This is a genomic window from Streptomyces lydicus, assembly GCF_001729485.1.
In the GTDB taxonomy this organism is placed as follows: Bacteria; Actinomycetota; Actinomycetes; order Streptomycetales; family Streptomycetaceae; genus Streptomyces; species Streptomyces lydicus_D.
In genome coordinates this window covers 2636520-2649986 of sequence record NZ_CP017157.1, presented here as the reverse complement: position 1 = coordinate 2649986, position 13467 = coordinate 2636520, and the positions used below count along the sequence as shown (strand labels likewise).

Sequence of the window (13467 nt, the reverse complement as noted above, 5' to 3'; positions counted from 1 at the left end):
CTGCCACCCCCGCCGGCAGGTCGTGGAGCGGGACGGGATCGGCCGCCTTCACCGCCGAAATAGTTGAATCTTTCAGCGGGTCCACTCCGCCTGCGCGTCTGCCCGCCTTTATGCGGCTCAAACAAGACGGTGTTCCAGATCACATCCATGTGACGTATGGGGCATACGGCATCATGCGAGGTGTGACTCGACGCCTGATGCTCCTCGACACCGCCTCCCTCTACTTCCGCGCCTATTTCGGGGTACCGGAATCAGTCAAAGCCCCGGACGGCACTCCGGTGAACGCGGTGCGCGGCCTGCTGGACTTCATCGCCCGGCTCGTCCAGGACCACCACCCCGACGACCTGGTCGCCTGCATGGACTTCGACTGGCGACCCCAGTGGCGGGTCGACCTGATCCCCTCCTACAAGGCGCACCGGGTGGCCGAGGAGGCCCCGGCCGGCTCCGCGGAGCCCGACGAGGAGGAGATCCCCGACACTCTCTCGCCGCAGGTCCCGGTGATCGAGGAGGTGCTGGACGCACTCGGCATCGCCCGGATCGGCGCGGCCGGCTACGAGGCGGACGACATCATCGGCACCCTGACCGCGCGGGCCGGCGGCCCGGTGGACATCGTCACCGGCGACCGCGACCTCTTCCAGCTCGTCGACGACCGGCGCGGGATCCGCGTGCTGTACCCCCTCAAGGGCGTGGGCACGCTACAGGTCACCGACGAGGCGCTGCTGCGCGAGAAGTACGGGGTGGACGGGCCCGGTTACGCGGACCTGGCACTGCTGCGCGGCGACCCCAGCGACGGCCTGCCCGGCGTCCCCGGCATCGGCGAGAAGACCGCCGCCAAGCTGCTCGCCACCTACGGCGACCTCGCCGGCATCCGGGCCGCCGCCGAGGACCCCGCCTCGAAGGTGACCCCCGCACAGCGCGCCCGCCTGCTGGAGGCGCGCCCGTACCTCGACGTCGCCCCGAAGGTCGTCAAGGTGGCCACCGACGTCGCCGTCCCCGCCGTCGACCACACGCTGCCCGCCGAGCCGGCCGACCCCGAGCGGCTGGAGGCGCTGGCCGCGCGGTGGGGCCTGGGCGGCGCGCTCCAGCGTCTTCTCGTCACGCTCCGCCGGTAACCTGTTAGGTTAGGTATACCTAACACGCCGCATCAGGGGAGATTGCCGTGGCAGCAGAGCGTCCGTCCCGCAAGAAGCCCGGCCTGCACCGGGCCCGGGTGGAGCGCACCGAGCGACTCACCCCGCACATGGTCCGGGTGGTGCTCGGCGGCGAAGGGCTGGCGGAGTTCACGGCCGGCGAGTACGCCGACCACTACGTCAAGCTGGTCTTCCCGCTGCCCGGCGTGCGCTACCCCGAGCCGTTCGACATCGCGCGGATCCGTGCGGAGTTCCCGCGCGACCAGTGGCCGCGGACCCGTACGTACACCGTGCGCGCCTGGGACGAACGGGCCCGCGAGCTGACCGTGGACTTCGTGGTGCACGGCGACGAGGGCCTGGCCGGCCCCTGGGCGGCCGCCGCCCGCCCGGGCGACGAGATCTTCCTGCTCGGCCCCGGCGGCGCCTACGCCCCGGAGGCCGACGCCGACTGGCACCTGCTGGCGGGCGACGAGAGCGCCCTGCCGGCCCTCGCGGCCGCCCTGGCGCGGATGCCCGCGGGCGTCCCGGTGCACGCCTTCATCGAGGTGGCCGGCCCGGAGGAGCGCCAGGAGCTGGACGCGCCGGCCGGCGCCACCGTCCACTGGCTGTACCGCGGGGCGGCGCCGGTCGGCCGCGAACTGGTCGCCGCCGTACGGGACCTGGACTTCCCGGCCGGACGGGTCCAGGCATTCGTGCACGGCGAGGCGGGCTTCGTCAAGGAACTCCGCCGGCTGCTGCGCGTCGAGCGGGAGATCCCCCGCGAGTCGCTGTCGATCTCCGGCTACTGGCGTGCCGGCCACGACGAGGACGGCTGGCAGGCCGGCAAGCGCGCCTGGAACGAGCAGGTGGAGGCCGAGCAGGAGGCGGCGCCGGCGGCGGCTTCCTGACCTCCCGTCATCACCCGGGTGCGGCCCGGCCGTCGCAACGGCCGGGCCGCACCCGTGTCCGGGCCACCGGCAGCTACGGCGTCCCGGTCGCGCCCGCCGGGCCCCCGTCCCCCTGCTCGTACCTGCGGGCCGAGGCGTCCACGTGCGCCAGCCGCCGCATCGCCGTCAGCACCGCGTCCCCCAGGACCGTCCCCACCACAACACTCTCCACCAGGCCGTCGACCTCCGCGTTGCGGCCCACCCAGGCCAGATCGGCTTCGGCCACCCGCTCGCAGGCCGCGGCGTAGTCGTCCACGACCTCCTCGAACTCGCCGTGGCCGATGCCCTCGAAGGTGGCCAGCGCCACGGCCAGCGTCTCGACGGCGGGGTTGTCGCCCCCCACCCGCCAGCCGCGCCGGCGAATGATCTCGGCCACCTTGCCGCGCGCCGCCTCCATGCCGTCCGGGGTCACCGCCGGCGGCGGGGTGATCGCCAACTGGGCCGCACCGAGGACCTTGTGCACCGGCTCCTGCGGCGAGTCGACGGCGGCCAGCACCTCGCGGACGGCCGCGACCGAGAGCCCGCCGACGTCCATCAGCCCGCGGATCAGCCGCAGCCTGCGCACGTGACCGTCGTCGTAACGGGCCTGGTTGGGGCTGGTCAGCCGGCCTGCGGGCAGCAGCCCCTCGCGGACGTAGTACTTGATCGTCGGGACCGCGACGCCCGTCGCGCGACTCAACTCCCCGATGCGCATCTGCCGCCCTTTCCCGCGCCGGGTTCCCGCCCGGCGCCGTGTGCTTTCCGGGCGCCCTGCCCACTCCCGGCCTTGCCAATCCGCCCCCCATCTTAGATAGTCCAGCTATCAGATAGCGGCAAGCGCTACTATCCATAACTTCCGGGGGGATACGTATGTCCAGATACCGTTCACTGCTCGCCTTCTCCTGGGCGATGGCCGCACTCGCGGTCGTCACCGCGGCCGGCCTGGTCCTCGACGACCGGGTGCTGGCCGGGGCACCGATCTGGTTCAAGCCGTTCAAGTTCGCGGTGTCCTTCGCCGCCTACGGGCTGACCCTCGCCTGGATGCTCTCCCGGCACCCGGCGCCCGGGCGGACCGGCCGGTGGGCCGCCCGCACCGTCGTGGCGGCCGGCATCGTCGAGATGGCGGTCATCACCGGGCAGGCCGCCCGCGGCCGGCGCAGCCACTTCAACGTCGAAACCCCGCTGGACCAGGCGCTGTTCGTGGTCATGGGACTCACCATCGTGGTCCTGTGGACCGGCACCCTCGTCATCGCGGTGCTGCTCCTGCGGGCCCGCCTGGGCGACCGGGCCGTCACCTGGGCGATCCGGCTCGGCGCGCTGATCGCCCTGGCCGGCCTGCTGCTCGGCGGGCTGATGCTGTCCCCCACCCCCGAACAGCGGGCCGCGGGCGCCCTGCGCACCGTCGTCGGCGCGCACAGCGTCGGCGTCCCCGACGGCGGCCCGGCCATGCCGCTCACCGGCTGGAACACCACCGGCGGCGACCTGCGCGTCCCGCACTTCGTCGGCATGCACGCCCTCCAGGCGCTGCCGCTGTTCCTCTACGCGATGGAGGCGCTGGCCGGGCGGGCCGGCCGGCTGCGGAGCGAGCGGACCCGGCTGCGCCTGGTACTGGTCGCGGCCGGCTTCCTCACCGGGCTGCTGGCGCTGGTGACCTGGCAGGCGCTGCGCGGCCAGGCACTGATCCACCCCGACGCACCGACGCTGGGCGCGCTCGGCGCCCTCGTGACGGCCACCGCGGCCGGAACGTACGCGGCCCTGCGCCGCCCGGCGGACGGCCCGGGCGCCGCCACCGGCCCCACCCTGTCCGCCCACCCCGCACCGGAGTTGACGCGATGACCAGCAGCACCCTCTTCGACTTGGCCTTCCTGCTCGCGGCGCCGTTCTGGGCACTGCTGATCCTGGCCCCCGGGTGGCGCTTCACCGACCGGATCGCCGCCTCGCCGCTGCCGATGGTGCCGGTCCTCGCGGTCTACCTCGTGCTGGCCGCCGGGGTGTTCCCGCAGCTGTGGGCGGCCGTCAGCCACCCCGATCTGGCGGGGTTCCAGGAGTTGCTGCGGCTCGGCGGCGGAGCCGGGGCGATCTGGGCGCAGGTGATCGCCTGGGACCTGTTCCTCGGCCAGTGGATGTACCGGGAGGCCCGTGCGCTGCGGATCCACCCGCTGGTCATGGGCCCGCTGCTGGTACTGACCGTGCTGCTCTCGCCGTTCGGCGTCCTGCTCTTCCTCGCCCTCCGGGCCGCCGTCCGCCGCCGCACCCGGAAGGCGCGCTCGGACACCCCTGGCTAGTCGTGGTGGAAGACCTCCCGCAGCGGCGTCCACCACTCCCCCGGCACCGCCCCCTCCGTCTGTTCCTGGCAGGGGGCGGTCAGCCGCCACCATCGCTGGGTCGCGGGGTCGGCGGCCATCGCGGCCATGTCGGCGGCGTAGTCGTCACCGACGTACTCGGCGTACGAGAACAGCAGATCGCCGTGGCGGAAGATCGAGTAGTTGCGGAGGTTGCAGGCGGTGATCGTGGCCAGCACCTCGGGCCAGACCTCCGCGTGCAGCCGCAGGTACTCCTCGCGGTGCTCCGGCCGCAGCCCGATGACCATGCCCAGGCGCCGCACCCCGGCCGCCTCTCCGTCGCCCCGCGCGCTCATGGCCGCATCCTGCCCCGGCCGGCGCGTGCGTACGCGCCCCCGCCCGCCCCGGGCCGTCCGTCGCGAACGGCGTTGCCCGCCAAGGCAATTGGTTGACGGCACATACATCTACCTGTTCCACTGAGCGCATGCGTCCTTCGCAGCGGCTCGTCACCCGCGACCACATCGACTTCGGTCGGGTGTGGTCGGCCTCCTGTTGCCGCTGACTTCTCCCCGCGCAGTGCTCCTGTCCGTACGGCTTCCGTACGCCCGCACGCCCGGCCCGCCCGACGGCTGCCGGCGCCTGCCCACCAGCGCCTGACCACGAGAAGACGAGGCCCTTCCCCCATGCCTGTCGAGTTCCTCGGCATTGCCGCGACCAACGACGGTTCCGAAGTCACCCAGCGCTCCGGCGCGTCCTTCGACAAGGACTACACGCTCAAGCTCGCCCGCGCCCACGAGGACCACGGCTGGGACCGGGTGCTGTTCGCCTACGGTTCCGGCTCCCCCGACCCGTCCCCGGCCGCCGCCTTCGTCGCCGCCCGCACCGACACCCTGCAGATCCTGGTGGCGCACCGCCCCAACGTCTCGTACCCGACGTTCGCCGCGAAGACCTTCGCGACGCTGGACCGGATCAGCGACGGCCGGCTCGCGGTGCACTTCATCACCGGCGGCAACGACCACGAGCAGCGGCGCGAGGGCGACACCCTGACCAAGGACGAGCGCTACGCCCGCACCCGCGAGTACATCCGCCTCGTCAAGAAGATCTGGACCACCCACGAGCCCTTCGACCACGAGGGCACCCACTACCGCTTCCACGACTTCGTCTCCGACACCTTCCCCGTCCAACAGCCGCACCCACAGGTGTCGTTCGGCGGCTCCTCCCCGGCGGCGTACGCGGCGGGCGGCGCCGAGGCGGACATCTACTGCCTGTGGGGCGAGCCGCTGGCGCAGACCGCCGAGCAGATCGCCTCGGTGAAGGCCGCGGCACGCGCCGCCGGGCGCACCGACGTGCCCCGCATCCAGGTCGCCTTCCGGCCGATCATCGCGCCCACCGAGGAACTGGCCTGGGAAAAGGCGCACCGCACCCTGGACCGGATCAGGGCGCGCAAGGCGGGCGGGGCGCTCAGCCGCCGCCACCCGCTGACGAACCCGCAGAACGCCGGGTCGCAGCGGCTGCTCGCGGTGGCCGCCGAGGGCGAGCGGCACGACCGGGCGCTGTGGACCCCGACCGCGGCGGAGACCGGCGGCGCCGGCAACTCCACCGCCCTGGTCGGCACGCCGGAGACCGTCGCCGCGGCCCTGCTCGACTACTACGACCTGGGCGTCGACATCCTCTCCGCCCGCGGCTACGACCTGCTCGACGACGCCGTCGACTTCGGCCGGCACGTCATCCCGCTCGTCCGCGAGGAGGTCGCCAAGCGGGACGCGGAGCGGACGGCCCGTCAGGCGTCCTGACCGCCGCCCGGGTGCCGTGAGAGGCCGCCCGGACGAACACCGGCGCCGCGCTCCCGTCGTACGGGAACGCGGCGCCGTCGCGTGGTCCGGGCCCGGCGGGAGCCGCTCAGCCCACCGAGGAGTACGCCACCACGCCGCGCAGCACACCGTCCATCGCGCGGCGGGCGGTACGCGCCACCGAGCTGCCGGGCGGCGCCGCGGCCGCGATCTGGCCGAGGATGTCGACCAGCTGCTTGCACCAGCGCACGAAGTCGCCGGCGGGCATCTCCGCCTCGCGCAGCACCTCGTCGAGACCGAAGCCGGAGGCCCAGCGGTACGCGGGCCAGGCGAAGCCGAGGTCCGGCTCGCGCTGGCCGACGCCCTCCGCCTGGTTGATCCGGTGGTCCTCCTCCAGGGCGTCCAGCCGGCCCCAGATGCGGACCATCTCGCCCAGCGCCTCGCGGGCCTTGCCGGCCGGCAGCTTGGGGGCCGTCGCGTCGTCCGCCTGCCGCGCCTCGTACACCAGCGCCGAGGCACAGGCCGCGAGCTCCGCGGGGCCCAGCCCCTCCCAGACCCCCTCGCGCAGGCACTCGCTCGCCAGCAGGTCCAGCTCGCCGTAGAGCCGGGCCAGCCGGCGCCCCTCGTCGGTGACCGTGTCCTCCTCCAGGTAGTCCAGCTCGGTCAGCAGCGCGCAGATCCGGTCGAAGGTGCGGGCGATGGTGTTCGTCCGGCCCTCGATCCGGCGCTCCAACTGGCGGGTGTCACGCGCCAGTCGGTGGTAGCGCTCCGCCCAGCGGGCGTGGTCCTCACGCTCGTCGCAGCCGTGGCACGGGTGCGCGCGGAGCGCCGTACGCAGCCGGGTGATCTCGCGGTCGTCGGCCGCCGCCGAACGGGGCTTGCGGTGCCGCGACGGGACGAGGTGCCCGGCCTTGGTGCGCAGCGCGGACGCCAGATCGCGACGCGACTGCGGGCTGCGGGCGTTGAAGGACTTGGGGATCCGCATCCGGTCCAGCGCCTCGACCGGCACCGGGAAGTCGATCGAGGCCAGCCGCTTGACCTGCCGCTCCGCCGTCAGCACCAGCGGCCGCGGGCCGTCCTGCGCGTCGAAGCCGCGGTGGCCGTTCGTCCGCCCCGAGGGCATGCCCGGGTCCAGGACCAGCGCCAGCCCCGCGTACTTGCCGGTCGGCACATGGATGACGTCGCCGGGCCGGAGCTTCTCCAGCGCCGCCGCGGCCGCCACCCGCCGCTGCGCCGCGCCCTGCTTGGCCAGCTCCGTCTCACGGTCCTTCAGCTCCCGCCGCAGCCGGGAGTACTCCTCGAAGTCGCCGAGGTGACAGGTCATCGAACCGCGGTAACCGGCCAGCCCCTCCTCGTTCTTCTGCACCTGCCGCGAGATCCCGACCACCGACTTGTCGGCCTGGAACTGCGCGAAGGACATCTCCAGCAGCTCCCGCGACCGGTGCCGGCCGAACTGCGAGACCAGATTGACCGCCATGTTGTACGACGGCTTGAAGGACGACCGCAGCGGATACGTACGCGTCCCGGCGAGGCCGGCCAGCGCGCCCGGGTTCATCCCGCGCTGCCACAGCACGACCGCGTGGCCCTCGACGTCGATGCCGCGGCGCCCGGCCCGGCCGGTCAGCTGGGTGTACTCGCCGGGGGTGATGTCGGCGTGCTGCTCGCCGTTCCACTTCACCAGCTTCTCCAGCACGACCGAACGCGCCGGCATGTTGATGCCCAGCGCCAGCGTCTCGGTGGCGAAGACCGCCTTGACCAGGCCCTTGACGAAGAGCTCCTCGACGACCTCCTTGAACGTCGGGAGCATGCCGGCGTGGTGCGCCGCGATACCGCGCTCCAGGCCCTCCAGCCACTCGTAGTAGCCGAGCACATGGAGGTCCTCGTCCGGTATCCCGGCCGTCCGCGCCTCGACGATGCGGCGGACCTGCTCGCGGCCTTCCGGGTCGTTGAGCCGCAGCCCCGAATACAGGCACTGCTGGACGGCCGCCTCGCAGCCGGCGCGGCTGAAGATGAAGGTGATCGCGGGCAACAGGCCCTCGTTGTCGAGGCGTTCGATCACCTCGGGCCGGCTCGGCGTCCAGATCCGGGCGCGCTGTCTGCGCTCGCGCTCCCGGTCCGCCTCGCGCATGGTGCGGCCCCGGCGCTTGTCCCGGCCGAACGTCGGCCGGCTGTTCTCCATGCGGGCCAGCCGCTCCAGGTCGGGGTTGACCTCGCGGCGGCCGCCGCCCTGCCCGTCCCGCTCCTCGAAGAGGTCGTATATCCGGCGGCCCGCGAGCACGTGCTGCCACAGCGGCACCGGGCGGTGCTCGGAGACGATCACGGCGGTGTCGCCCCGGACGGTGTCCAGCCAGTCGCCGAACTCCTCGGCGTTGGAAACCGTCGCCGACAGTGAGACCAGGGTCACGGAATCGGGGAGATGGATGATCACCTCTTCCCAGACGGCGCCGCGGAAGCGGTCGGAGAGGTAGTGCACCTCGTCCATCACCACATAGCCGAGGCCGGCCAGCGACTGCGAGCCCGCGTAGAGCATGTTGCGCAGCACCTCGGTGGTCATCACGATCACCGGCGCGTCGGAGTTGACGCTGTTGTCACCGGTCAGCAGGCCGACCTTCTCGGCACCGTAACGCCTGACCAGGTCCTGGTACTTCTGGTTGGACAGCGCCTTGATGGGCGTGGTGTAGAAGCATTTGCGGCCCTGCTCCAGGGCCAGGTGGACGGCGAACTCGCCGACGATCGTCTTGCCGGATCCGGTGGGGGCAGCGACCAGCACGCCCTTCCCGGCCTCCAGGGCCTCGCACGCCTCGATCTGGAACGGGTCCAGTTCGAAGTCGTACATCTCTCGGAAAGGGGCGAGTGCGGTGGCCTGCTCGGCCGCCCGGAGCTTGGCGGCGGCATAGCGTTCAGCAGGGGACATGTCCTCGGTCATCGTGCTTACGAGCCTACCGGCCACCTCTGACAACGACCCGATCTTTATGGCGGGCCTTTACCGAGCAAGGGAGTGCCGCAGCCGCCCCTCCGGAACGCCGATGCTCGTGCGCCGGCCGGAATGGCACAGCTGAGACAAATCCGCTGTGAACACCGCCAGCACGCCCCTATGATCGTTTCGTGTGCCCGCGGGAGCTTTCGAAACGGCGCCGCCTGACCACAGGCGCCACCCGCAGGCCAAGCGAGGGCGGCGCGCTGCCCCCGACCACGGAGGGGAACGATGAACAAGTTCAAGACAGCAGCGGTGACAGCTACGCTGGCAGTGACTTCATTGGGTGTTCCGATGGCGACGGCCGGCCCAGCAGCGGCCGCGAGCGTGGACAAGTGCGTCAAGGCGACGTGGCACCCGAGCAGTAACTCGGTGGACATCGCCAACGGCTGCAAGAAGACGATCAAGGTACAGATCGCCGAGCGTTGGTGGCCGGACAGTGACTGCTACACGATCAGGCCGAAGGGTGAACTCCACTACCGAGGCACCGGACAGTTGCAGGGCATCAAGTACTGCTGAGCCTGATTCAGGTAGGTAGGCGTATCACTGCACTGCCCGGACTGAATCGGGGCGAAGGGGCGGGGCCGTGTTCAGCACCCCGCCCCTCGGCACTTCCACATTGCTGCACACAATCCGCAGCAGCAAGCACCTGCACCGCTATCGGCGGCCGGCGCGCGTGACGCCCGACCCACAGCACGCGCCAAGGCGCCACCCGGGCAGCGGCCACCATGGCCGGATCTTCACTTGATCACCATGACTCCACCCTCTAGCGTGATCACCTACAGGGCATTCGAACTGGTTATCGGTTTCCGATGGCCCGGCGTCGCACCCCTGTCGAGTAGAAGCCGATCGAGATGTGGGGAAGATGAGCATCAAGAAGCGCGCATTAGCGGTCGTGGCCGCATCCGCAGCCGCGGGGATCATGGCAACTGCCGGTCCCGCAGCGGCCGCCACCGCCACCGCCATGAGCACACACCGCGGAACCTCTGGCTGTTTCAGCTGGTCATGGGCGGATGGCAACGTGACAACGGCGGTGTACACCCATAACACCTGTTCATCTGCGCACAAGATCCACATCAGCTGGTCCGTAGCCGCTGACTATGAAGAATGCGTTGCTGGTGGCGCGCATTTCAATTCCCGTGCCGTGGGCGGCCCCACGGCAATCAAGGACTACGGAAAGTGCTGATCACTCAAGACCGGTAACGTCTGGTGGGCGGCTCCGCGGAGCCGCCCACCAGACGTTTTCCGTTGTGCACACCGCGTGCCGCTCCGCGAATGCCACGCCCGGGCAGTGCACACAGTCCCAGCTCCAGGCACACAGGGCCATGTGTTTGCCGCTGCCGCCGCGCGACGTAACCCTCCTCGTCAGGTGACGTCCTCGAAGTCGCCGCGCTTCCCGTCGTCTCCACTTGCCTGCCCCGGCAATGCCACAGGGGCTGCCACCGACTCGATCTCACCGATGTCTGCCGGTCTCAGGTCGAGGTCGGATGCCTCGTCATCAGCCGGCCCTGCTGCGATCCGTCGCCTCCGGCGAGCGTCGTTGAGCATCGCAACTCCGACCGCGCCGAAATACAGCACGACGATCGGAACCGCCAGGGCAAGCATGGTCAGGGGGTCGGTACTCGGTGTCGCGATCGCCGCAAAGACCGTGATGGCCATCACCATCGCCCGCCACCAGCCCAGCATGCGTTTGGCGGTGAGGACGCCGGCGAAGTTCAGCATCACCAGCAACAAGGGAAGCTCGAAGGACAGACCGAACACGACGACCATGCGCGCGATCAGGTCAAGAAGCTTGTCCAGCGTAATCAGGTTACCGATGCCGGCCGGCGTAAAACCGATGAGCACCTCAGCCGTGGTCGGCAGCACCCGGTACGCGAAATACCCACCGGCTACAAACAGCGGAAATCCCACGCCCACAAAGCTGAGCGCGTACTTCCTCTCGTGCCGGTGCAGACCGGGCGCGAGGAATGCCCAGAGCTGGTAAAGCCACACCGGCGAGGAAACGATGAGGCCCGCGACCAGGGAGACCTTGAGCGCAAGAGTGAAGGGGCCGAGCAGGTCCATCATCACGATGCTGGCGCATCGTGATCCCTTCTCCTGTTTGGCGAGTTCGGTGAAGAGTGCATTGCAGCCCACCGACTGCAACACCGGCTTCGTGAAGAAGTCGATGATCGCTTCATAGAAGAAGGCCGCCAAGATCGTCGCAATAACGATGGCCAGCAAGCCCTTGGCGAGTCGGTTGCGCAGCTCACGCAGGTGATCCACAAGGGGCATGCGCCCCTCGGGGTCCTTCACCTTTGTCTTTTTGGAGGCAGACTTGAGCAACCCACGTCCTCATCTCGTGCAACGGGCAGCGGCGGAGCCGATGCAGGCAGACAACCTTCGGTCAGCGCTGCGCGGTGTGATCGCTCTCCGCAACCGGTCGCGCGCTCTTCACGTCGCCGGGCGCCGCCTGGATGGTGCGCGCTTGCTGCGACTCACCCTGCGGCGGGTCGGAGGGGGCCTCCTGCTGCTGGCCCTCGGACTTCATCGCCTTCGCCTCGCTCTTGAGGATGCGGGCCGACTTACCGAGAGAGCGAGCCATGTCGGGCAGCTTCTTGGCGCCGAACAAAAGTACGACGACGACGAGAATGAGGATGATCTCGGGAGCACCGATCCGTCCGAACATAAGCGGTTACCTTCTCACTGAGGCGGTTGGGGGTGGGACTACCTGACTTGGCCGGACGTCCGTCCGCCCGCCGTACTACAGGCGATCGTAACGCTCACGGGTAAACGCGAGGCAACCCCTGTGCGCACTCCTGGCAGCCGGCGCCCGTTCGCCGGCTATGGCGAACAGCCTACCGCTCGCACGAACAGCAGCTCGGATCCTTCACGCCTGCTGGTTCGTTTCACGCCGACCCACAGCCGACGCCAGCGGCACCGCGGCCCGCTCCAGGTCCTGCGCGGCCCGCTGGATCCGCTCGGACGTCGCACCGACCTGGCGGGCCAGCCGCCGCACCTCGACGAAGACGCGGACGGCGAGGACGCCGAGCACGGCGATCCCCAGGAAGCCGAGGGCGATAGCGATCATGGGCCAGAGCATGGGACGAGCCTATCGGTCAGCCGGTGTGCAGCCGCAGCGTGCGCACCCCGCCGCCGGTGAGCAGCTCGACGATCCGCTCGCCGGCCGGCCTGCGCACCGCGCGGCGGCAGTCCGGGCAGGTGAAGGAGTAGAAGGTGGTGCGCCGGCTCGCGCCGATCGCCAGCCGGAAGGCGTCCGAAGCCAGCTCGAAGCGGCCCCGGCAGTCCGGGCAGGCCGCCTTGAAGAGCACCGGGGCGCTCGCGCCCGCCATCGTGGTCGTCATCCCTCGCTGCCTCCTCCTTCTCCCTGCGCACTGCGCGGTGCCGGTGCGGCGCGCCGCCCGCCGCGCCGCGGTCACGCGCCGTACGCCGCGAGCGCCTGCTCGGCGGCGCGCCGCGCGCTGTCGGCGAGCGCCTGCGGCGCCACGATCCGGCCGTCCCGGCCCAGCCGCAGCGCGAGGCGCCGCAGCGAGGTCGGGTCGGGGGTGCGCAGGGTGATGCGCAGCCCGCCGTCCGGGAGCTCCTCGGCACTGTCGTGCGGGTAGTACTCCGCCACCCAGCGGCCGCCGGGACCGACCTCGACGGACACCTCGGGGTCCTCGGCGGCCGGCTGCACCAGTCCCTCGGACAGATCGCGCAGCTCGACCGGCGGCGGGTCGGCGGGCGCGTCCAGCAGCTTGATCTCGGCGACCCGGTCGAGCCGGAAGGTGCGCCGGGCCTCGGAGAGCCGGCACCACGCCTCCATGTAGGTGTGGCCGACGGCGAACAGCCGGATCGGGTCCACCTCGCGCTCGGTGAGCTCGTCGCGGGCCGGGGAGTAGTAGCGCAGCCACAGCCGGCGCCGCTCGGCGATGGCGCGGTCGACGTCGGCGAAGACCCCGCCCTCGGACTCGAAGGTGACCGAGAGCCGGGCGCTGGCGCCGGCCGCCTCGCCGGCCGCCGCCTCCAGCTTGGCGGTGGCGCGCAGCAGTGCCTGCCGGTCGCCCTCGCGCAGTCCGGGCAGGGTGGCCACCGCGCGGGCCGCGACCAGCAGGGCGGTCGCCTCGTCGGCGGCCAGCCGCAGCGGCTCGGCGACGTCGTCGGGGTTGTGCCACCAGATCCGGTCGCCGTCGGTGTCGATGTCCAGCAGGTCGCCGCCGCGGAAGCTCGTCCCGCACATCGGCAGCACGTCGAGGTCGGCGATCAGCTCGTCCTCGGTGATCCCGAAGGCGCGGGCGACGTCGCCGACCCGGGCCCCGGGCCGCTCGCGCAGGTAGGTCACCAGCGACAGCATCCGGCGGGTCTGGTCGATCGCGTTCGTGGCCATGCGTGTGTGTCCCGTCCCTC

General features: G+C 71.3%; 15 protein-coding genes. 7 read left to right on the top strand and 8 right to left on the bottom strand.

Features of this window, described 5'->3' with window-relative positions; translation table 11 throughout:
* The first annotated feature begins 197 nt into the window (after positions 1 to 197).
* Together SL103_RS11390 and SL103_RS11385 are read left to right on the top strand one after the other, a co-directional pair.
* Positions 198 to 1112, top strand: coding sequence for a 5'-3' exonuclease (locus tag SL103_RS11390; RefSeq protein ID WP_069568747.1), 915 nt, complete (start codon positions 198 to 200; stop codon positions 1110 to 1112).
* Positions 1113 to 1159: 47 nt separating this feature from the next.
* Complete coding sequence (locus SL103_RS11385) at positions 1160 to 2017, top strand: siderophore-interacting protein (protein ID WP_069568746.1); 858 nt, start codon at positions 1160 to 1162, stop codon at positions 2015 to 2017.
* A gap of 73 nt (positions 2018 to 2090) precedes the next feature.
* On the opposite strand, the gene SL103_RS11380 is transcribed toward SL103_RS11385, so the two are convergent.
* On the bottom strand, positions 2091 to 2750 hold the full coding sequence (locus SL103_RS11380; RefSeq protein ID WP_069568745.1) for a MerR family transcriptional regulator: 660 nt from the start codon (positions 2748 to 2750) through the stop codon (positions 2091 to 2093).
* A 194-nt stretch (positions 2751 to 2944) separates the two neighbouring features.
* On the opposite strand from SL103_RS11380, the gene SL103_RS11375 reads away from it, so the two are divergent.
* Positions 2945 to 3871, top strand: a complete 927-nt coding sequence (locus SL103_RS11375) for a hypothetical protein (RefSeq protein ID WP_432215391.1) — start codon at positions 2945 to 2947, stop codon at positions 3869 to 3871.
* Positions 3868 to 4320 (top strand): ABA4-like family protein, encoded by a 453-nt coding sequence (locus tag SL103_RS11370; RefSeq protein WP_069568743.1) that lies wholly within the window; start codon positions 3868 to 3870, stop codon positions 4318 to 4320. The genes SL103_RS11375 and SL103_RS11370 overlap by 4 nt, the downstream gene beginning before the upstream one ends.
* On the opposite strand, the gene SL103_RS11365 is transcribed toward SL103_RS11370, so the two are convergent.
* Positions 4317 to 4673 (bottom strand): L-rhamnose mutarotase, encoded by a 357-nt coding sequence (locus SL103_RS11365; protein WP_099055403.1) that lies wholly within the window; start codon positions 4671 to 4673, stop codon positions 4317 to 4319. The genes SL103_RS11370 and SL103_RS11365 overlap by 4 nt on opposite strands.
* Positions 4674 to 5000: 327 nt before the next feature.
* Between SL103_RS11365 and SL103_RS11360 the strand changes: the two genes are divergently transcribed.
* A complete protein-coding gene (locus tag SL103_RS11360) occupies positions 5001 to 6110 on the top strand; it encodes an LLM class flavin-dependent oxidoreductase (protein ID WP_069568742.1) in 1110 nt (369 codons plus the stop codon).
* A 106-nt stretch (positions 6111 to 6216) separates the two neighbouring features.
* On the opposite strand, the gene SL103_RS11355 is transcribed toward SL103_RS11360, so the two are convergent.
* Complete coding sequence (locus SL103_RS11355) at positions 6217 to 9033, bottom strand: DEAD/DEAH box helicase (RefSeq protein WP_069568741.1); 2817 nt, start codon at positions 9031 to 9033, stop codon at positions 6217 to 6219.
* A 279-nt stretch (positions 9034 to 9312) separates the two neighbouring features.
* Between SL103_RS11355 and SL103_RS37765 the strand changes: the two genes are divergently transcribed.
* Both SL103_RS37765 and SL103_RS37760 read left to right on the top strand, forming a co-directional pair.
* A complete protein-coding gene (locus SL103_RS37765) occupies positions 9313 to 9600 on the top strand; it encodes a hypothetical protein (RefSeq protein WP_164492787.1) in 288 nt (95 codons plus the stop codon).
* Positions 9601 to 9946: 346 nt separating this feature from the next.
* Positions 9947 to 10267, top strand: coding sequence for a hypothetical protein (locus SL103_RS37760; protein WP_164492786.1), 321 nt, complete (start codon positions 9947 to 9949; stop codon positions 10265 to 10267).
* Between the two features lie 179 nt (positions 10268 to 10446).
* Here the strand turns inward: SL103_RS37760 and tatC are convergent, their stop codons facing one another.
* From tatC to SL103_RS11330, 5 genes are all read right to left on the bottom strand, one after another.
* Positions 10447 to 11406 (bottom strand): twin-arginine translocase subunit TatC, encoded by a 960-nt coding sequence (gene tatC, locus SL103_RS11350; RefSeq protein WP_079145694.1) that lies wholly within the window; start codon positions 11404 to 11406, stop codon positions 10447 to 10449.
* Positions 11407 to 11467: 61 nt separating this feature from the next.
* Complete coding sequence (gene tatA, locus SL103_RS11345) at positions 11468 to 11749, bottom strand: Sec-independent protein translocase subunit TatA (protein ID WP_069568739.1); 282 nt, start codon at positions 11747 to 11749, stop codon at positions 11468 to 11470.
* A gap of 201 nt (positions 11750 to 11950) precedes the next feature.
* A complete protein-coding gene (locus SL103_RS11340) occupies positions 11951 to 12163 on the bottom strand; it encodes a hypothetical protein (RefSeq protein ID WP_069568738.1) in 213 nt (70 codons plus the stop codon).
* Between the two features lie 16 nt (positions 12164 to 12179).
* Positions 12180 to 12425 (bottom strand): hypothetical protein, encoded by a 246-nt coding sequence (locus tag SL103_RS11335; protein ID WP_069568737.1) that lies wholly within the window; start codon positions 12423 to 12425, stop codon positions 12180 to 12182.
* 71 nt (positions 12426 to 12496) lie between these two features.
* Positions 12497 to 13447: a helix-turn-helix transcriptional regulator gene (locus tag SL103_RS11330; RefSeq protein WP_069568736.1), complete on the bottom strand. Its 951-nt coding sequence runs from the start codon at positions 13445 to 13447 to the stop codon at positions 12497 to 12499.
* Positions 13448 to 13467: the final 20 nt, after the last annotated feature.